Annotated in this window: 16 protein-coding genes and 1 pseudogene; 11 read left to right on the top strand and 6 right to left on the bottom strand. The window is 47.9% G+C overall.

What is annotated here, in order from left to right:
- Positions 1-8 precede the first annotated feature (8 nt).
- From atpE to KI743_RS22950, 9 genes are all read left to right on the top strand, one after another.
- The gene (gene atpE / locus KI743_RS22995; RefSeq protein ID WP_010319963.1) at positions 9-263 is read left to right on the top strand and encodes a F0F1 ATP synthase subunit C; all 255 of its coding nucleotides are present in this window, start codon (positions 9-11) and stop codon (positions 261-263) included.
- Positions 264-334: 71 nt separating this feature from the next.
- Positions 335-805 (top strand): F0F1 ATP synthase subunit B, encoded by a 471-nt coding sequence (gene atpF / locus KI743_RS22990; RefSeq protein ID WP_032548638.1) that lies wholly within the window; start codon positions 335-337, stop codon positions 803-805.
- Positions 806-820: 15 nt separating this feature from the next.
- Complete coding sequence (gene atpH, locus KI743_RS22985) at positions 821-1,354, top strand: F0F1 ATP synthase subunit delta (protein ID WP_032548639.1); 534 nt, start codon at positions 821-823, stop codon at positions 1,352-1,354.
- A 13-nt stretch (positions 1,355-1,367) separates the two neighbouring features.
- On the top strand, positions 1,368-2,909 hold the full coding sequence (atpA, locus tag KI743_RS22980; RefSeq protein WP_150896022.1) for a F0F1 ATP synthase subunit alpha: 1,542 nt from the start codon (positions 1,368-1,370) through the stop codon (positions 2,907-2,909).
- 48 nt (positions 2,910-2,957) lie between these two features.
- On the top strand, positions 2,958-3,824 hold the full coding sequence (atpG, locus tag KI743_RS22975) for a F0F1 ATP synthase subunit gamma (RefSeq protein ID WP_032548641.1): 867 nt from the start codon (positions 2,958-2,960) through the stop codon (positions 3,822-3,824).
- 51 nt (positions 3,825-3,875) lie between these two features.
- Positions 3,876-5,279, top strand: coding sequence for a F0F1 ATP synthase subunit beta (atpD, locus tag KI743_RS22970; RefSeq protein WP_150870625.1), 1,404 nt, complete (start codon positions 3,876-3,878; stop codon positions 5,277-5,279).
- 18 nt (positions 5,280-5,297) lie between these two features.
- Entirely contained in the window at positions 5,298-5,720 is a 423-nt protein-coding gene (locus KI743_RS22965; RefSeq protein ID WP_032548643.1) for a F0F1 ATP synthase subunit epsilon, read from the top strand.
- A gap of 324 nt (positions 5,721-6,044) precedes the next feature.
- Positions 6,045-7,406: a bifunctional UDP-N-acetylglucosamine diphosphorylase/glucosamine-1-phosphate N-acetyltransferase GlmU gene (glmU, locus tag KI743_RS22955; protein ID WP_032548644.1), complete on the top strand. Its 1,362-nt coding sequence runs from the start codon at positions 6,045-6,047 to the stop codon at positions 7,404-7,406.
- 224 nt (positions 7,407-7,630) lie between these two features.
- Entirely contained in the window at positions 7,631-9,241 is a 1,611-nt protein-coding gene (locus tag KI743_RS22950) for a diguanylate cyclase (protein ID WP_285468421.1), read from the top strand.
- Between the two features lie 70 nt (positions 9,242-9,311).
- Here KI743_RS22950 and punC read toward each other — a convergent pair whose 3' ends face one another.
- Entirely contained in the window at positions 9,312-10,523 is a 1,212-nt protein-coding gene (gene punC / locus KI743_RS22945) for a purine nucleoside transporter PunC (RefSeq protein WP_285468398.1), read from the bottom strand.
- 162 nt (positions 10,524-10,685) lie between these two features.
- Between punC and punR the strand changes: the two genes are divergently transcribed.
- Complete coding sequence (punR, locus tag KI743_RS22940; protein WP_032548647.1) at positions 10,686-11,600, top strand: DNA-binding transcriptional activator PunR; 915 nt, start codon at positions 10,686-10,688, stop codon at positions 11,598-11,600.
- Positions 11,601-11,671: 71 nt separating this feature from the next.
- Here punR and ilvA read toward each other — a convergent pair whose 3' ends face one another.
- Genes ilvA through ilvG form a run of 5 tightly spaced genes read right to left on the bottom strand, consistent with a single transcriptional unit; the run spans position 11,672 to position 17,990 of the window.
- On the bottom strand, positions 11,672-13,216 hold the full coding sequence (ilvA, locus tag KI743_RS22935; RefSeq protein WP_285468397.1) for a threonine ammonia-lyase, biosynthetic: 1,545 nt from the start codon (positions 13,214-13,216) through the stop codon (positions 11,672-11,674).
- Positions 13,217-13,219: 3 nt separating this feature from the next.
- Positions 13,220-15,076 carry a dihydroxy-acid dehydratase gene (gene ilvD / locus KI743_RS22930; protein WP_285468396.1) on the bottom strand — a complete coding sequence of 619 codons (1,857 nt, stop codon included), beginning with the start codon at positions 15,074-15,076 and terminating at the stop codon, positions 13,220-13,222.
- A gap of 18 nt (positions 15,077-15,094) precedes the next feature.
- Positions 15,095-16,045 (bottom strand): branched-chain amino acid transaminase, encoded by a 951-nt coding sequence (locus KI743_RS22925; protein ID WP_285468395.1) that lies wholly within the window; start codon positions 16,043-16,045, stop codon positions 15,095-15,097.
- 12 nt (positions 16,046-16,057) lie between these two features.
- Complete coding sequence (gene ilvM, locus KI743_RS22920) at positions 16,058-16,342, bottom strand: acetolactate synthase 2 small subunit (protein ID WP_032548651.1); 285 nt, start codon at positions 16,340-16,342, stop codon at positions 16,058-16,060.
- Between the two features lies 1 nt (position 16,343).
- Positions 16,344-17,990, bottom strand: coding sequence for an acetolactate synthase 2 catalytic subunit (gene ilvG, locus KI743_RS22915; protein ID WP_032548652.1), 1,647 nt, complete (start codon positions 17,988-17,990; stop codon positions 16,344-16,346).
- 471 nt (positions 17,991-18,461) lie between these two features.
- Between ilvG and KI743_RS22910 the strand changes: the two are divergent.
- Positions 18,462-19,370, top strand: a pseudogene (locus tag KI743_RS22910) (YifB family Mg chelatase-like AAA ATPase); the annotation flags it as partial.
- Positions 19,371-19,389: the final 19 nt, after the last annotated feature.

Below are 19,389 nucleotides of genomic sequence, written 5' to 3'. Positions count from 1 at the left end.
GAACGTAAATGGAAACTGTACTAAGTTTTTCAGCAATTGCTGTTGCTATTATTGTTGGTCTTTGTGCCGTAGGTACTGCAATTGGTTTTGCAATTCTTGGTGGTAAATTCCTAGAAGGTGCTGCACGTCAACCTGAAATGGCTCCTATGCTTCAAGTTAAGATGTTCATCATCGCAGGTCTACTGGATGCGGTTCCAATGATCGGTATCGTAATCGCACTTCTATTCACTTTCGCAAACCCATTCGTTGGTCAACTAGGTTAATCACTTTTAACTTCAGACAAACTCCGGTTTGTCATTGATTAACACTAAGTCCGAATAGAGGGGTAGCTGTTGTGAATATGAACGCAACTCTGCTAGGTCAAGCGATTGCTTTTTCTATGTTTGTTTGGTTCTGCATGAAATATGTATGGCCACCAATCATGCAAGCAATTGAAGAGCGTCAGAAGAAAATTGCTGACGGTCTACAAGCAGCTGAACGTGCTGCTAAAGATTTGAACCTGGCACAAGCCAACGCTTCTGAACAACTGAAAGAAGCGAAGCGCACTGCAACTGAGGTTATTGATCAGGCAAATAAGCGTAAAGCACAAATTCTAGATGAAGCTCGTGAAGAAGCTCAGGCAGAACGCCAGAAGATTCTTGCTCAAGCAGAAGCTGAACTTGAAGCTGAACGTAAACGTGCACGTGATGACCTGCGCAAACAAGTCGCAACTCTGGCAATTGCTGGTGCTGAGAAAATCCTTGAACGTACTATCGACCAAGAAGTACACAAAGATGTTCTTGACAACATTACTGCAAAACTTTAATGCAAGGGGCTGAATATGTCTGATTTGACTACAATCGCACGCCCCTATGCTAAAGCAGCCTTTGACTTTGCGGTTGAGAAGGGCGAGCTAGACCAATGGGGTCAAATGCTTACTTTCGCAGCCGAGGTCGCACAAAACGATGATATTGTTAGCCTACTGAACAGTTCAACAACTGCCAGCAAGCTAGCTGAAATTTTCATTGTAATCTGCGGCGAACAATTTGATGCACATGGCCAAAACTTTATCAAAGTGATGGCAGAGAATGGCCGACTTAAGGCTCTTCCAGATGTATGTCACGAGTTCTTCGCTCTGAAAAAAGAGCACGAGAAAGAGATCGACGTTGAAGTAACTTCAGCAGTAGAACTTTCTAAAGAACAACTGGCAGATATCAGCAGCAAATTGGAACAGCGCCTAGAGCGCAAAGTTCAGCTGAATTGCAGTATAGATGAGACTCTACTTAGTGGAGTTATTATTCGAGCCGGAGACCTAGTCATCGATAACTCAGCTCGTGGTCGTCTAGACCGCCTGAGCGATGCATTGCAGTCTTAATGGGGATTGGAGCATGCAACTTAATTCCACGGAAATTAGCGATCTAATTAAACAACGTATCGAATCTTTCGACGTTGTTAGTGAAGCTCGCAACGAGGGTACTATCGTATCGGTAAGCGATGGTATTCTTAGCATTCACGGCCTAACGGACGTGATGCAAGGTGAAATGATTGAACTACCGGGTGGCCGCTACGCACTAGCACTTAACTTGAACCGTGATTCGGTTGGTGCTGTTGTAATGGGCCCATATGCTGACCTTCAGGAAGGCATGAAAGTTACAGGTACTGGCCGCATTCTTGAAGTGCCAGTAGGTCCAGAACTACTTGGTCGTGTTGTAAACACACTAGGTGAGCCAATTGATGGTAAAGGTCCTATCGAAGCGAAACTGACTTCGCCTGTAGAAGTAATTGCACCAGGTGTAATCGACCGTAAATCGGTAGACCAACCTGTACAAACTGGTTACAAGTCTGTTGACTCAATGATCCCAATCGGTCGTGGTCAGCGTGAGCTAGTAATCGGTGACCGTCAGACTGGTAAAACAGCGATGGCGATCGATGCGATTATCAACCAAAAAGATTCTGGTATTTTCTCTATCTACGTAGCAATCGGTCAGAAAGCATCGACTATCGCTAACGTAGTTCGCAAACTAGAAGAGCACGGCGCGCTAGAAAACACTATCGTTGTTGTTGCATCTGCTTCTGAATCTGCAGCGCTACAATACCTAGCGCCATACGCAGGTTGTGCGATGGGTGAATACTTCCGTGATCGCGGTGAAGACGCACTGATTGTTTATGATGATCTATCTAAGCAAGCGGTAGCTTACCGTCAGATCTCGCTACTACTTAAGCGTCCACCAGGCCGTGAAGCATTCCCGGGTGATGTATTCTACCTTCACTCTCGTCTACTAGAGCGTGCAGCTCGTGTAAGCGAAGAGTACGTAGAAAAATTCACTAACGGTGAAGTGAAAGGTAAGACAGGTTCTCTAACTGCTCTTCCTATCATCGAAACACAAGCTGGTGACGTATCTGCATTCGTACCGACGAACGTAATCTCGATTACCGATGGTCAGATCTTCCTACAAACTGAGCTATTCAACGCAGGCGTACGTCCAGCTGTTGACCCAGGTATCTCAGTATCTCGTGTAGGTGGTTCAGCGCAGACTAAAATCATCAAGAAGCTATCTGGCGGTATCCGTACAGCTCTAGCACAGTACCGTGAACTTGCGGCATTCGCACAGTTCTCGTCTGACCTTGATGAAGCGACTAAGAAGCAGCTAGACCACGGTCAAAAAGTTACAGAACTAATGAAGCAGAAGCAGTACGCTCCAATGTCTGTATTTGACCAAGCACTAGTAATCTTCGCTGCAGAGCGTGGTTACCTTCAAGATGTAGCGCTTGATAAGCTGCTAGACTTTGAAGCTGCTTTACTATCGTATGCTCGCAGTCACTATGCCGATCTTGCAACGCAGATCGACAAAACGGGTGTTTACAACAATGATATCGAAGCTGAGCTGAAGAAGCTTGCTGACGATTTCAAAGCAACCCAGACCTGGTAATTGGTGGGTGGCCTTAGGGTCACCTCATACCATTAACGGAGAGTAACGATGGCCGGCGCAAAAGAGATACGTAATAAAATCGGTAGTGTTAAAAGCACACAGAAGATTACGAAAGCAATGGAAATGGTAGCAGCTTCAAAAATGCGTCGTTCTCAAGACGCAATGGAAGCTACTCGTCCATATGCAGAAACAATGCGTAAAGTGATCGGTCATTTGGCTAACGGTAGCCTTGAGTATAAGCATCCTTATCTTGAGGAACGTGAAGCCAAACGTGTTGGTTACATCATCGTTTCTACAGACCGCGGTCTATGTGGCGGCTTGAACATCAACTTGTTCAAGAAAGCTATGTTAGACATGAAAGACTGGTCTGAGAAAGGTGCTGACGTTGAACTGGCAATTATCGGTTCAAAAGCAACAGCATTTTTCAACAACAGCGGCGCGAAAGTAGCGGCTCAAGTTTCTGGCCTAGGCGATAGCCCAAGCCTTGAAGACTTGATCGGTTCTGTAAGCGTAATGCTGAAGAAATATGATGAAGGTGAATTGGATCGCCTGTTCGTAGTGTTCAACAAGTTTGAAAACACTATGGTACAAGAACCAACGATCGATCAATTACTTCCTTTGCCTAAATCGGATAGCGAAGACATGCAGCGCAATCATGCTTGGGACTACATTTATGAGCCTGAGCCAAAACCACTACTAGATGCACTATTGGTTCGTTACGTCGAATCTCAAGTGTACCAAGGTGTGGTAGAGAACCTTGCTTGTGAGCAAGCGGCTCGAATGATTGCTATGAAAGCTGCAACAGACAACGCTAGCGACCTAATTGATGACTTAGAACTTGTGTACAACAAAGCCCGTCAAGCGGCAATCACACAAGAACTTTCTGAGATCGTTTCGGGCGCATCAGCGGTTTAATCGCTTTTTCGGTTAAAGCTTAGGTAAAACTAAATAGTTAGAGGATTAACGATGGCTACAGGTAAGATCGTACAGATCATCGGTGCAGTAGTCGACGTAGAGTTCCCACAGGGTGAAGTACCACGTGTATACGACGCTCTGAACGTTACTGAAGCTAAAGAACGTCTAGTTCTTGAAGTTCAGCAACAACTTGGCGGTGGCGTAGTTCGCGCAATCGTAATGGGTAGCTCTGATGGTTTACGTCGTGGTTTGACAGTAGAAAATACTGGCGCGCCAATCTCAGTACCAGTAGGTACTAAGACCCTAGGTCGTATCATGAACGTTCTAGGTGACGCGATTGATGAGTGTGGTGAAATCGGTGCAGAAGAGCACTACGCAATTCACCGCGAAGCGCCTAGCTACGAAGAGCAGTCTAACGAGACAGCACTTCTAGAAACAGGTGTTAAAGTAATCGACTTGGTTTGTCCATTCGCTAAGGGTGGTAAAATCGGTCTATTCGGTGGTGCAGGTGTAGGTAAGACCGTTAACATGATGGAACTTATCAACAACATCGCACTTCAGCACTCTGGCCTATCTGTATTTGCAGGTGTAGGTGAGCGTACTCGTGAAGGTAACGATTTCTACTTTGAGATGCAGGAAGCAGGCGTTGTAAACGTTGAAAAACCTGAAGAATCTAAAGTAGCGATGGTTTACGGTCAGATGAACGAGCCACCAGGTAACCGTCTACGTGTTGCACTGACTGGTCTAACAATGGCAGAGCGTTTCCGTGACGAAGGTCGTGACGTTCTACTATTCGTAGATAACATCTACCGTTACACGCTTGCAGGTACTGAGGTATCAGCACTTCTAGGCCGTATGCCTTCTGCGGTAGGTTACCAACCTACACTAGCGGAAGAAATGGGTGTTCTACAAGAGCGTATCACGTCAACTAAGCAAGGCTCTATCACGTCTGTACAGGCGGTATACGTACCTGCGGATGACTTGACTGACCCATCTCCAGCAACAACGTTCGCGCACTTGGATGCAACGGTTGTACTTAACCGTAACATCGCAGCTATGGGTCTATACCCAGCGATCGACCCGCTAGATTCAACTTCACGTCAACTAGATCCACTAGTAGTTGGTCAAGAGCACTACGATATCGCTCAAGGTGTACAACGTACGCTTCAGCGCTACAAAGAGCTTAAAGACATCATTGCTATTCTAGGTATGGACGAGCTATCTGAAGAAGATAAGCAAGTTGTATCTCGTGCTCGTAAGATTGAGAAGTTCCTAACTCAGCCTTACCACGTAGCGGAAGTATTTACAGGTGACCCAGGCGTTTACGTACCTCTTAAAGAGACTCTACGTGGCTTCAAAGGTCTACTAGACGGTGAATACGATGACATTCCAGAGCAAGCGTTCATGTACTGCGGTACTATCGACGAAGCTATTGAGAATGCTAAGAAGCTATAAGGCTAACTAGGAGGCGATATGGCAGCAATAACCTTTCACCTAGACGTAGTAAGTGCAGAGAAAAAGCTTTTCTCTGGTCTTGTTGAGACGTTTCAGGTGACCGGTAGCGAAGGTGAACTTGGTATTTTCCATGGTCACACACCGCTGCTGACCGCTATCAAGCCTGGTATGGTGCGTATTGTTAAGCAGCACGGCCACGAAGAAATCATTTATGTTTCTGGTGGTATGGTAGAAGTTCAGCCTGGTACAGCGACTGTACTGGCTGATACAGCTATCCGTGGTGAAGAGCTAGACGCAGCAAAGGCGGAAGAAGCTAAGCGCAAGGCTGTGGAGAATATCCAAAATCAGCATGGCGACATGGACTTCGCACAAGCGGCCGGTGAACTGGCTAAAGCCATTGCTCAGTTACGAGTTATCGAACTGACAAAACAGCGTCGTTAATTTTATAGAAATTATCGATACTGAGATAAAGGCGACCTAAGGGTCGCCTTTTTGCATTTTTGGATAAGCCATATGCGGTACACCAATCGTAGCAAGTAACTGGTCATCCTAGCTTGTTAAAACGCTCGATAACTTCGTTAGAAATTTTGACTGTAGAATAGCTACTTATCGAAAATTTCTGCCTCGTTCTCAAGCTTTTTTCCTACGCTATTTATGATCACTTACTTACTGTGATTGGTCTTAAATCATCAGATTATTTAATTTGTTAGCTAAAAACGGTTACAATATCGTCTTAACTAAAATAACGTCAGATAGGTTGTTCCAATGAATTTCAGCGCGGTTATCCTCGCGGCGGGTAAAGGCACTCGCATGTACTCAAACACACCAAAGGTGCTACATACCCTTGCGGGTAAGCCGATGGTTAAACACGTTATCGATACTTGTAACGGTTTGGGTGCACAAAACATCCACCTTGTTTACGGTCACGGTGGCGATCAGATGAAAGCGACTCTTGCTGAAGAGCAAGTGAACTGGGCGCTACAAGCAGAGCAGCTAGGTACTGGTCACGCTGTTGATCAGGCATCAGCACACTTTGCTGATGATGAGAAAGTGCTGGTTCTGTACGGTGATGTTCCACTGATCTCAGCTGAAACCATTGAAAACCTATTAGACGCACAACCAACTGGCGGTATTGCGCTGCTGACTGTTGTATTAGATAACCCAACAGGTTACGGCCGTATTATTCGTCGTAACGGCCCTGTGGTTGCTATCGTTGAGCAGAAAGATGCGACCGACGAGCAGAAGCTTATCAAAGAGATCAACACGGGCGTTATGGTAGCGACGGGGGGCGATCTTAAACGCTGGTTGTCTGGTCTAAGCAATGACAACGCACAAGGCGAGTACTACCTAACAGACGTTATCGCAGCAGCTCACGATGAAGGTCGTGCGGTAGAAGCGGTACATCCAAACAGCCCAATTGAAGTTGAAGGCGTTAATGATCGCTCTCAACTTGCTCGTCTAGAGCGTGCTTACCAAGCGGAACAAGCAGACAAGCTGCTGAAACAGGGCGTTATGCTGCGTGACCCAAGCCGTTTCGATTTACGTGGTGAACTGCAGTGCGGCATGGATGTTGAAATTGATGTTAACGTGATCATCGAAGGTAGCGTAAGCATCGGCGATAACGTGACTATCGGTGCTGGTTGTGTACTGAAAGATTGTGAGATCGACGACAACACTGTGATTCGCCCATACAGCGTAATTGAAGGCGCGACTGTTGGTGAAGATTGTACGGTTGGTCCATTTACTCGCCTGCGTCCTGGTGCAGACATGCGCAATGACTCACACGTGGGTAACTTCGTCGAAGTGAAGAATACGCGCCTAGGTGAAGGCTCTAAGGCGAACCACCTGACTTACCTTGGCGATGCAGAGATTGGTCAACGCGTTAACGTTGGTGCAGGTGCTATTACTTGTAACTATGACGGCGCGAACAAGTTCAAGACCATCATTGGTGATGACGTGTTTGTTGGCTCTGATAGCCAGTTGATTGCTCCTGTGACTATTGCCAATGGTGCAACAGTTGGTGCAGGCTCAACAGTTACTCGTGATGTTGCTGAGAGCGAGCTCGTGATCAGCCGCGCTAAAGAGCGCAAGATTGCAAACTGGCAGCGTCCAGTGAAGAAAAAATAATCGCATCGATTATTGAACAATAGATATATGAAAGAGCCAGTTACGCGAGTAACTGGCTCTTTTTATTGTGCACTGCTAATAAATTCATCAATGCTCTAATTGTATTTTGTTGTTGTATTGTTATTATTCGGGTTGGGGTTCTGTAAAGTTAAGGTGAAATAGAGATAATGAGATTGGTTGAGAAGAAATGGCAGACCATGCCGATCATCATCTTATCTTTTTCAATGCTGATTGGGCTGTACGGCTTTTACGTGACGTTGGAAAAGCTGGTGGTTGAGAACGAGCGCGAGCATTTGGTCTCGTTAATGTCGGATGTGATCTATGAGATTCGTGAGGACAGCGGCTCGTTTACGGCTGATACCGATATTGATGACTACATTGGCGACCTTACCCAAGCCAATACGCGATTAAGAATTCAAGTCATCGACCCACAAGGGGTTGTGATTGGCGATACCGATCTCTCTGACCATGCGCTTGCTCGGGTTGAAAATCATAGTGATCGTCCCGAATTTCAGCAGGCGCTGAAGCATGGCAATGGTAGCGATGTACGCTTTAGCACGGTTACCTCTATTGACCGTATTTACTACTCGCAAAAGGAGAGTGTGCAGGGCAAAGACTTTGTGGTGGTGATCTCCTCGCCAATGCATCAGCTTAAGCAGATGAACTTCCAGCTGATGGGCATTCTGATTGGTATGGTGCTACTGAGTTTGAGCTTCTTGATCGGTACCTCTTACGTTAGCAACCGCCAGATCACTCACCGCGTTGAAGAAGAGCAGAAGAAGCAAGATGAGCGCATCCGTCAGCGTACTCATGAGATTGAGTTGATGCACCGCTTGGCTAACATGCTGGCGGCGTGTAACAACATGGTTGAAGCGCAACAAATCGTCTCTGATATCTTGCCGAGAATCCTTGGCAACATTAACGGCAGTGTTTCACTGATGCGTGCCTCACGTAACCAATTAATTACCCAGCTAGACTGGGGCGAAACTTGGCCGGGTAGCTCAAGCTTTGCGCCTGAAGAGTGCTGGTCTCTGCGCAAGGGACGCCCACATCAATCCAATGATGACTTCCACTCGTTGACCTGCGGACACATGCACGAGATGGAAAACAACCAAACCCTGTGCATTCCATTGACCGCGCATGGCAACACCATTGGCATTATGCATCTCTATTTTGGCCAGGGTCACATAAAGATTGACCCTATTACCGAGCAGCTCGCATTCAGTGTTTCTGAGCATCTAGGCTTGGCACTGGCTAATCTGAGCCTACAAGAGAAACTGCGCTCTCAGGCCCTCAGCGATCCACTCACTGGTCTATTCAACCGTCGCTTCTTCGAGCAAAAACTGGAAGAACACTCGATGAATTCAGCCACCAGCGAGCAGCCACTATCGCTATTAATGCTCGATTTGGATCACTTCAAACGCTTCAATGACAACTTTGGTCATGACGCGGGCGACTTTGTACTAAAAGAGATCAGTGCACTACTCAAGCAGAGTGTTAGTGAAGATGAGATTGCTTGTCGCCTTGGTGGGGAAGAGTTGGCGGTGTTGCTGCCGCACTATTCTATGCAACAAGCGACAGAGTTTGCTCAAGGCCTATGTGATGCCGTGCGCTCGATGCACCTGGAACACAAGGGCTTATCTCTAGGGCAGCTGGGCGTTTCTATTGGTGTCGCGACTTACCCTAAGCCAGCTTCTGATACAGAATCTTTGGTTAAGATGGCAGACAGTGCGTTGTACATGGCTAAGGATATGGGGCGTAGCCGTGTAATTAATTACGATGAGTACAGTCGCCATAAGGCGCCAGCGCTGGAAGTGGTGGAGAATGAGAGCTGATTGAGTTCTATGTGAGAAGAAAAGAGCGAGTATTAAACTCGCTCTTTTTAGTTTTGAATGAATGAGCAGGCTAGTCTTGGTTGTCTTCAGCGACTACACGCGAGTTATCCGGCGCAGAGAAGTGCTGAGATAACTCTTTATTTGAGAAGATGTAACCAAACCATAAGCCACCTAGACAGATAACGATAGCGACACCGGTAACGCTCAGTGCTTGGCTTGCCATTGCTGCAACCAGTGCACTTGCTAGGCTGCTAATACAGATCTGTAAGCTGTTCTGTAGACCTGCAGCCGTCGCTGGGCTCTGTTTGGCACTTGATAGCGCGCGGTTTACTACAATCGGATACATAGCACCATTTGCCACAGCAATCAGACAGAATGGTGCAAGTAAAGGCCAGATTGACGTCAGTTCCCACTGAGAGGCGATGAAGATAAGCATTGCTGCCACACTGAACAGACCCACTAGGTTGCGCAGCACCACACCATCGCCGTATCTCTTCACCGCTTGCTTACCAAAGTAGCCACCCGCCATAAACGCGATTGTTTGTGGGATAAAGCTCAGGCCAATATCTTTCGCTTCATAACCTAGCTGAGCCATGATCTCTGGCATACCCGTTAGGTAGGCAAAGAAAGCGGCCGATGCTGAAGCGAACATCAGTACATTGCCCAAGTAAGGCTTAGATTTAACTAGCGCCTTAATATCAGATTTAACGGAGGTTTGTTTTACCTCTGGTTGCTCTTTTGGTTGAGCCATAGTGGTTGCAACCAATAGCGCGCCCATTAGCGTTAGAGTAATGAAGATGCTGTGCCAACCAAAGTTATCCGCTAGAAGTACACCCAGTTGAGGCGCCAGTGCAGGAGATAGCGCTACCAAAGGCATGATGGTTGCAAAAATTTGTTGGCTGCTGCTTTGTGAATAGCGCTTGATTACCATCGCTTGCCAGATCACAGCAGGAGCACACACACCGATCGCTTGGATAAAGCGCAGTGTCAGCAGTTGCCAAACCTCAGTGCTGAAAGCCAAACCAAATGATGCTGCCGTAAACAGAACTAGACCGACAGCCAGTGTGTTGCGGTGGCCATATTTATCGCTGGCAAGACCCCAAAGAAGCTGACCCATTGCCATGCCGCCAAGGAATACCGTTAGAGATAGGGCAATCTGCTCTGGGCCGGTTGCAAAGTCGATCTCCATTGCCTTAAATGCAGGTAGATACATATCGGTCGCGATGAAACCTAGCATGGACAGAACTGCAAGGTAGGTCAGCTGAAACTTAGAAATATTCATAAAATGCCATTAAGCTGTTGTAGTGATGTATTTATCATCAAAATTATTGTTTGTTGTTGGGTGACGTCATGCCCGTTTTATGTACGCTGACATTCTATTTTTCTGCTTTGTTAAAATAAAACGCTAAAATATGTGGTTATCAATCAAAAAATTTGAAGGCTTATGTTCTCTAAATCATCGTTAGAAATGCTCGACACTGTGGCGAGGTTGGGAAGTTTCACGGCTGCGGCTGAACAACTGCACAAGGTGCCATCAGCGATCAGCTACGGGGTTCGTCAGATAGAGCAAGAGCTTGGTGTGCTGTTGTTTAAGCGCCTGCCGAGAAAGGTTGAACTGACACCTGCCGGAGAGGTGTTTATCGAAGAGGCACGCTCTCTGTTGCGCCAGATGGAGGAGGTGAGTGCCCAGACCAAGCGAGCAGCCCGAGGTTGGAAAAAGACTCTGCGCTTAACCCTAGATAACGTGGTTAAGCTCGACAAGATGAAGCCGATGATTGAAGAGTTTTATGAGACCTTTGATTTTGCTGAACTGCAGATCAATATGGAGGTGTTCAATGGCTCTTGGGAGGCGATCGCTCAAGGACGTGCCGATATTGTGATTGGTGCCACTTCTGCGATTCCGGTGGGCGGTGACTTTGAGGTTAAAGAGATGGGGCCGCTCGATTGGGCATTTGTTATGTCGCCAAGTCATCCGTGTGTGCGAGAGCAGAACCTTGATGAGACCTTTGTCAGTCAGTTCCCAGCTATCTGTTTAGATGACACATCGAGCGTATTGCCCAAGCGTCATACGGGTCACTACGCCAATCAAAGGCGCTTGCTGCTACCTAACTGGTACAGTGCTATTGAATGCCTTAAGAATGGAGTAGGGGTTGGCTATATGCCACGCCACATTGCTGCCCCTATCATTGAACAAGGCTTGCTGGTGGAGAAAATACTGCCGGAGCCGAGCCCTCTTAGTCAGTGCTGCCTTGTGTGGCGCAAAGACGATAATCATAAGTTGATCGAGTGGATGGTGAATTACTTAGGATCCAGTGATCAATTGCATCGAGATTGGTTGGATCATCGCAAGGCGATCTAGTTGAACGATCTTTATAGTTACGATCAAAAAGAGCGAGTCAATGCTCGCTCTTTTTATTAGATAACAACCTGTTAGGACAAGAAGAACTTGTACGAAGGGTTATCGGTTTCATCTTTGCATTGGTAGCCAAGCTCACGTAGGTGAGTTGAGAATTGTGCAAGGTCATCGTCACTCAATTCAAATCCACACAAAACACGACCATAATCGGCACCGTGGTTGCGGTAGTTGAACAGGCTGATGTTCCAGTGTGTGCCTAGCGTATCGAGGAACTTGATCAGAGCACCTGGGTATTCTGGGAACTCAAAGCTGTATAGACGTTCTTTCAATGGCTTAGATGGCTTACCACCAATCATATAGCGGATATGCAGCTTCGCCATCTCATCATCTGAGAGGTCGACTACCGGATAGCCGCCTTCACGGAGGTCAGAGATGATGCTATCGAGCTCTTCCTGCCCACCATTGAGACGCACACCGACGAAGATGTTCGCCAGGCTATCGTCGTTATGGCGGTAGTTAAACTCAGTCACAGCACGTCCGCCGATGATATTGCAGAACTCGAGGAAAGCGCCTTGGCGTTCAGGAATTGTCACCGCAAGCAAACCCTCGCGCTTCTCACCCAGCTCACAACGTTCGGATACATAACGCAGGCCATGGAAGTTGGTGTTGGCACCAGAGAGTACCGTTGCCAGTTGCTTGCCTTGCAGTTGGTTCTGCTCGGCAAACTTCTTCAAACCAGCCAGAGCAAGCGCACCGGAAGGCTCGGCAATCGCACGAGTATCCTCAAAGATGTCTTTTACTGCAGAACAGATCTCATCGCTAGATACAGCAATGTGACCATCGATGTACTGCTGACACAGGCGGAAGGTCTCTTCACCAATGCGCTTAACCGCAACGCCATCGGCAAACATGCTGACTTGATCCAGTACGACTGGTTCACCGGCATCGAGTGCTGCCTTGAGGCAAGAGGAGTCCTCTGGCTCTACTGCAATCACTTTAATCTCTGGCATGAGCTGCTTAACCAGTACAGCAACACCAGCAGCGAGACCACCACCGCCAACGGGCACAAAGATATAATCAAGATGACCATTCTGCTGCAGCATCTCCATACCCATAGTGCCTTGCCCTGCGATCACCAATGGGTGATCGAACGGAGGTACAAAGGTGTAGCCGTGCTCAGCTGAAAGGCGTTCTGCTTCAGCCTTCGCTTCATCAAAGTTGCTGCCGTGCAGAACCACGTTGCCACCGAAGCCACGTACCGCATCTACTTTGATGTCTGGGGTGGTTTTTGGCATCACAATCGTGGTCTGAATACCTAGCTTAGAGCCAGACAGAGCCATGCCTTGAGCATGGTTACCTGCCGATGCTGCAATTACACCTGCAGCTTTCTGTTGTTCAGAAAGACTGGATACCATGTTATAGGCACCACGCAGCTTGAACGAGTGAACCGGCTGACGGTCTTCACGTTTAAGCTGAACCTGGTTACCGATACGTGCGCTCAGGCGTGGCATCTCTTGCAGTGGCGTAACGATAGCCGCTTCATAAACTGGAGCTCTTAATATCTGGCGCAGGTAATCTGCACCAGATTGTAGGCGGGGCGTTGAGGTGTCATCACTCATAGATTAGCCCTCAAGCTTCGACTTATCGCGCACTGCGCCTTTGTCCGCGCTAGTTGCCATGCTTGCGTAAGCTTTAAGTGCGAATGATACTTCGCGTTGGCGATCAGCAGGTTTCCAGCCAAGCTCATCCTGTTTCGCACGACGAGCAGCAAGCTCTTCTTCTGGAACGTCTAGCGAGATAGAACGGCTAGGGATATCGATAGTGATGATATCGCCATCTTGAACAAGGCCAATAGTACCGCCACTTGCTGCTTCAGGAGAGGCGTGACCGATAGATAGACCAGACGTACCACCAGAGAAACGGCCATCCGTTAGCAGTGCACAAGACTTGCCTAGGCCCATAGACTTCAGGTAAGTCGTTGGGTACAGCATCTCTTGCATACCAGGGCCACCTTTAGGGCCTTCGTAACGGATAACAACCACTTCACCCGCTTTCACTTTGCCACCTAGGATACCTTCTACTGCTGTATCTTGGCTTTCGAATACGATAGCTGGACCTTGGAACTTAAGGTTCTCTTCATCTACACCTGCCGTCTTAACGATACAGCCGTCAACCGCGATATTACCAGATAGAACGGCTAGGCCACCCTCTTGGCTAAATGCGTTCTCTTTTGAGCGGATACAACCGTCGGTGCGGTCGTCATCTAGGCGATCCCAGCGGCAATCTTGAGAGAAGGCTTGAGTGGTACGGATACCTGCAGGGCCTGCACGGAAGAACTTAAGAACGTCTTCATTCTCAGTCTGCATGATGTCGTATTCAGCAAGCTGTTGCTGCATTGTCATGCCAAGAACAGTACTTGTTGAGCCATTGAGTAGGCCCGCGCGGTCTAGCTCACCCAGAATCGCCATTACACCACCGGCGCGGTGTACGTCTTCCATGTGGTACTTTTGAGTAGATGGTGCCACTTTACATAGATGAGGAACGCGACGTGACATCTCATCGATGTCGTTCATATCAAAGTCGATCTCACCTTCTTGTGCTGCTGCTAGCAGGTGAAGAACCGTGTTACTAGAACCACCCATCGCGATATCTAGCGCCATCGCGTTCTCAAAGGCTGCGCGGTTGGCGATGTTGCGCGGTAGTGCTGATTCATCGCCTTGGTCGTAGTAGCGCTTAGTCAGTTCAACAACGCGCTTACCAGCATTGATGAATAGCTGCTCACGGTCAGCGTGGGTCGCTAGCATAGAGCCGTTACCTGGCTGAGATAGGCCTAGAGCTTCCGTTAGACAGTTCATTGAGTTTGCTGTGAACATGCCTGAACAAGAACCACAAGTTGGACAAGCTGAACGCTCAATCTGCTCGCTCTGTTCATCTGAAACTGTTGGATCGGCACCTTGGATCATCGCATCAACAAGGTCTAGCTTGATGATCTGATCAGAAAGCTTGGTTTTACCTGCTTCCATTGGGCCACCAGAAACAAAGATCACTGGGATGTTGAGGCGCATCGCTGCCATCATCATTCCCGGAGTGATTTTGTCACAGTTAGAGATACACACCATCGCGTCGGCACAGTGTGCATTGACCATGTACTCTACAGAGTCAGCGATCAATTCACGTGAAGGCAGTGAGTAAAGCATGCCGCCGTGACCCATCGCGATGCCATCATCAACTGCAATGGTATTGAATTCTTTAGCGATACCGCCCGCTTTTTCGATTTCACCTGCGACCAGCTGACCCATATCTTTAAGGTGAACGTGGCCTGGAACAAATTGAGTGAATGAGTTTACAACAGCGATGATTGGCTTACCGAAGTCATCATCTTTTACACCCGTTGCACGCCAGAGAGCACGAGCACCCGCCATGTTGCGGCCGTGAGTTGTAGTTGCGCTGCGATATTTGATTTTTGGAGCCGAAGACATTTGCTACTTCCTTATAAATTATTGAGCTGAAGGTGCTTGTTCTGGGTAAACGTAATCCAACCAGCCCCACTTATCTTCTGTGGTGCCGTTGAATAGGCCAAAGTAAAGGTCTTGCATTACTTTAGTGATTGGGCCGCGTTTACCACAACCGACTTCAATCTTATCAACTGTACGTACTGGCACGATTTCAGCGGCTGTACCTGTCATGAATATTTCATCCGCTAGGTAAAGTGCTTCACGTGCAATATTGGCTTCACGTACTTCATAGTCGCGATCGCGTGCTAGAGTCATGATGCTGTCGCGTGTAATACCAGGCAGGATCGCGCTGGTCGCTGGTGGCGTTGTGATCACGCCGTCTTTCACGACAAAGATGTTCTCACCGGCACCTTCTGAAAGGTAACCATCGACACTCAGTGCGATACCTTCATCGTAACCGTGACGACGAGCTTCACCACCAACCAGTAGTGATGATAGGTAGTTACCACCTGCTTTTGCTGCGGTTGGGATAGTATTAGGTGCTGCGCGATTCCAGCTTGAAATCATCGCATCTACGCCGTTTTCTAGAGCTTCTTCGCCTAGGTACGAACCCCATGGGAAGGCGGCGATGATTAGGTCCATCTCAGTATTTTCTGGAGGACATACACCTAGGCCAACATTACCGACAAAGCCTAGAGGACGGATGTAGGCAGACTCCAGCTTGTTTTGACGCAGTGTTTCGCGTGTGGCTTCCATGATCTCCTCTTCCGTGTAAGGAATAGGGAAGCGGTAGATCTTGGCTGAGTCTTTTAGGCGCTTCGCGTGCTCTGGGTGACGGAAAATGATTGGGCCATTTGGAGTGTTGTAGCAACGAACCCCTTCAAATACTGAAGTACCGTAGTGCATAGCGTGAGTTAAGACATGAACGTTCGCCTCAGCCCAAGGAACCATCTCACCATTAAACCAAATGTAGTCTGCTGTTTTTGCTGTCATGTTTGCGCTTCCTTATGCACCAATCTTTTGTTGTAAGTTATTGTTTGGTAGTTCGTTACGGCTAATGGAGATCACATCGACAGTGCGTACATCCCATAGCTTTTCAATCTGATTAACCAAGAAAGAGATAGGGCGGTCGCTATCAACGATGATCTCAACGCTCGCGATTTTGCTCTCATGGTTCTGAGTACCGGCAACCTGCTTAACGATGAAGCCACGGTGACGAATAACACGAAGAACACGCTCTAATAGTACCGGCTTATCGTCAGCTTTGATGTCTAGTAAATATCTTTCCATGTTACGTGTTCTCCAACATATCACTGTTTGATGCACCAGGTGGTACAAGTGGCCATACGTTCTCTTCTTCGTCGATCAATACATGCAGAAGGTAAGCCGTTTTGCTCTCGAGCATCTCTTTGATGGCTGGCTCAACTTCTTCCTTCTTGGTGATGGTTTTGCCCGGAATATCGAAGGCTTTCGCGAGCATTACGAAATCAGGGTTGTCATCTAGGATCGTTTCACTGTGGCGACCATCGAAGAACAGCGATTGCCATTGACGAACCATACCAAGGCGCGAGTTGTTAAGTAGCACCATCTTCACTGGGATCTGGCGACGCTTAAGTGTCCCAAGCTCTTGAACATTCATCATGAATGAACCATCACCTGAGATAAGGATTGATTGATCATCTGGGCGAGCAACGGCTGCTCCCATCGCTGCAGGCAAACCAAAGCCCATGGTGCCTAAGCCAGCTGAGGTGATGAAGTTCTGCGGCTGACGAGGTTGAATGTGCTGTGCAGCCCACATCTGGTGTTGACCAACGTCGGTCGAGACAATTGAGCTATCCGGCATCATGTCAGAAAGTTGCTTAAGCAGCAGTGGTGCGAAGATTGGGTCACCAGGGTGGTCATAGCGCCACTTGAACGTGCTGCGTAAGCTCTCAGAGTGGTGAACCCAAGGGCTGATGTCTTGAGTCAGCTCTAACTGAGGAAGAATGGTGTTGATGTCACCACGCAATGGAGCGTGTGCATGACGAAGCTTGTGGATCTCTGCCGCATCAATATCGATGTGAATGACTTTTGCGTGTGGCGCAAAGGTATCTAGCTTGCCCGTTACTCGGTCATCAAAGCGCGCGCCGACTACGATCAGTAGGTCGGATTCTTGAACGACTAAGTTAGCCGCTTTAGTGCCGTGCATACCTAACATACCTAGGTAGTGTGGGTCATCACGCTCGATGGTACCCAAGCCTTTTAATGTGCTAACCGCTGGCATTGGATTAAGACGCAGGAACTCACGAACAGAGTCGGTTGCCTTTGCCAGTTGAACACCACCACCAACGTAAAGAACAGGGCGGGTAGCTTGAGAAAGGACTTGTTGTGCTGTCTCGATCGCTTCTTGTGGTGCCACAGGTATTGCTGGTGGCGTGAAAGAAGGAAGAACTTCTACAGGAGCTTCTGCAAGTTGCACATCTTTGGCGATATCAACGATAACGGGACCAGGACGACCGGTTTTAGCCACTTCAAAGGCCTCTGCTAAGGTTGGTGCAAGGTCTTCAATGTCTGTAACAAGGTAGCTGTGCTTGGTACAAGAGAGAGACATACCGATCACATCCATTTCTTGGAAGGCATCAGTACCAATGTGGGAGCTAGCGACTTGGCCAGTAATGGCGACGAGGGGGATTGAGTCCATAAATGCATCGGCAAGGCCGGTGACTAGGTTAGTGGCGCCAGGACCAGAGGTCGCCATACATACTGCAACATCCTGAGTGGCTCTCGCCATCCCTATGGCGGCCATTGCAGCACCTTGCTCGTGACGACATAGGATGTGTTCCACACCACCGTCGTACAATGCATCGTAGATTGGCATTATGGCACCACCTGGATAACCAAATACGGTGTCTATACCCTGCTGCTTCAAAGCGGATACGACTAATTCTGCACCTTTCATCGTAAATCCCCCTGGTTACCGGTATTTTGGTAACTATTTTTTTTGTTGCTGCACATCGTGTGCTCCCATTCTTCCTGTCTATCGGCGTAGCCGAAAATGCTTCAAAGTATAAAAATCGAATCTATAAATTAGAAAAAACCCCCGGACTTGTCAGTGCGGGGGTTTTAAAAATTTGTGGCTATTTTTTATCCACACGCCCCCGCGTCGTCATAATAATGACCACGATAATCAGGTTAATCAGTGCGTATAGGCGTGTGTTTAGTGTCATAAAATCCGAGCTTTCTCGTCGATTGTCGTATGTAAAACCATCTATCTCTAGTGTTATCACAGAAAACTGTTTCCTGACAAGCAAAATGTCATTCTTTTTTCACATTAAAAACTAATTCCACCAAGCTATATAACAATCTTATGGCTTTGGTGAGGAAAGAATACCCAGGCTGAATACTTTTAAATCAATAACAAAGGAAAGCTATGGGACTCGCAATCATTCATAGTCGCGCCAGCGTCGGTGTCGAAGCACCTGCGGTCACTGTCGAGGTGCATATCAGCAACGGGATGCCAGGGTTCTCTTTGGTCGGATTACCAGAGACAACGGTCAAAGAGTCTAAAGATCGCGTGCGCAGTGCAATCATCAATTCAAGATTTGAATTTCCAGCTAAGCGTATCACGGTCAACCTAGCTCCTGCCGATCTTCCGAAAGAGGGAGGGCGCTTCGATCTGCCGATTGCCCTTGGCATTTTGGTCGCCTCTGAGCAATTGCCAGAAAGCAAAGTTTTGAGTCACGAGTTCATTGGTGAGCTCGCTCTGTCTGGTGAATTGCGTACAGTCAAAGGCGTATTACCCGCAACCTTGGCGTGTGATAAGGCGAATCGCGCTCTGGTGGTCCCGCATGATAACGGTGAGCAAGCTGCTTTGGTTGGACAAGGGGAGCATAAGTCCGCCCAAACACTGCTCGAGGTGTGCGGCTACCTTTGTGGTCAAAGTACATTGAACTTAAACGATGTCTCTGAGCCTCTCTCTCAAGAGCACATGACTCGAGACCTGCAAGATATTATTGGTCAGCAGCAAGGCAAACGAGCGTTAGAGATCGCGGCGGCTGGCAATCATAACTTACTGTTTTTAGGTCCACCCGGTACGGGCAAGACCATGCTTGCCTCACGCCTTTGTGATTTACTGCCTGAGATGAGTGATGACGAAGCGATGGAGACGGCTTCCGTCGCGTCACTCACCCAGCAAGAGATCAATCAATACAACTGGAAGCAGCGTCCATTTCGTTCCCCGCATCATTCAAGCTCGATGGCGGCATTGGTGGGGGGAGGCTCTGTGCCAAGGCCAGGAGAAATATCATTGGCGCACAATGGACTGTTGTTTCTTGATGAAACCTATTAAATCCCAATAT

Origin of the sequence: Vibrio sp. D420a, from assembly GCF_030248625.1 — a bacterium.
Taxonomy (GTDB): Bacteria; Pseudomonadota; Gammaproteobacteria; order Enterobacterales; family Vibrionaceae; genus Vibrio; species Vibrio fortis_A.
Note: the sequence above shows the minus strand (reverse complement) of the source record. Positions and strands in the feature narration are given on the sequence as shown.

Excerpts from the sequence above, each read along its gene's own strand:
- atpE (WP_010319963.1), top strand. The coding sequence starts at position 9 with ATGGAAACTGTACTAAGTTTTTCAGCAATTGCTGTTGCTATTATTGTT.
- atpH (WP_032548639.1), top strand. The coding sequence starts at position 821 with ATGTCTGATTTGACTACAATCGCACGCCCCTATGCTAAAGCAGCCTTT.
- atpA (WP_150896022.1), top strand. The coding sequence starts at position 1,368 with ATGCAACTTAATTCCACGGAAATTAGCGATCTAATTAAACAACGTATC.
- atpG (WP_032548641.1), top strand. The coding sequence starts at position 2,958 with ATGGCCGGCGCAAAAGAGATACGTAATAAAATCGGTAGTGTTAAAAGC.
- atpD (WP_150870625.1), top strand. The coding sequence starts at position 3,876 with ATGGCTACAGGTAAGATCGTACAGATCATCGGTGCAGTAGTCGACGTA.
- KI743_RS22965 (WP_032548643.1), top strand. The coding sequence starts at position 5,298 with ATGGCAGCAATAACCTTTCACCTAGACGTAGTAAGTGCAGAGAAAAAG.
- glmU (WP_032548644.1), top strand. The coding sequence starts at position 6,045 with ATGAATTTCAGCGCGGTTATCCTCGCGGCGGGTAAAGGCACTCGCATG.
- KI743_RS22950 (WP_285468421.1), top strand. The coding sequence starts at position 7,631 with ATGCTGATTGGGCTGTACGGCTTTTACGTGACGTTGGAAAAGCTGGTG.
- punC (WP_285468398.1), bottom strand. The coding sequence starts at position 10,523 with ATGAATATTTCTAAGTTTCAGCTGACCTACCTTGCAGTTCTGTCCATG.
- punR (WP_032548647.1), top strand. The coding sequence starts at position 10,686 with ATGTTCTCTAAATCATCGTTAGAAATGCTCGACACTGTGGCGAGGTTG.
- ilvA (WP_285468397.1), bottom strand. The coding sequence starts at position 13,216 with ATGAGTGATGACACCTCAACGCCCCGCCTACAATCTGGTGCAGATTAC.
- ilvD (WP_285468396.1), bottom strand. The coding sequence starts at position 15,076 with ATGTCTTCGGCTCCAAAAATCAAATATCGCAGCGCAACTACAACTCAC.
- KI743_RS22925 (WP_285468395.1), bottom strand. The coding sequence starts at position 16,045 with ATGACAGCAAAAACAGCAGACTACATTTGGTTTAATGGTGAGATGGTT.
- ilvM (WP_032548651.1), bottom strand. The coding sequence starts at position 16,342 with ATGGAAAGATATTTACTAGACATCAAAGCTGACGATAAGCCGGTACTA.
- ilvG (WP_032548652.1), bottom strand. The coding sequence starts at position 17,990 with ATGAAAGGTGCAGAATTAGTCGTATCCGCTTTGAAGCAGCAGGGTATA.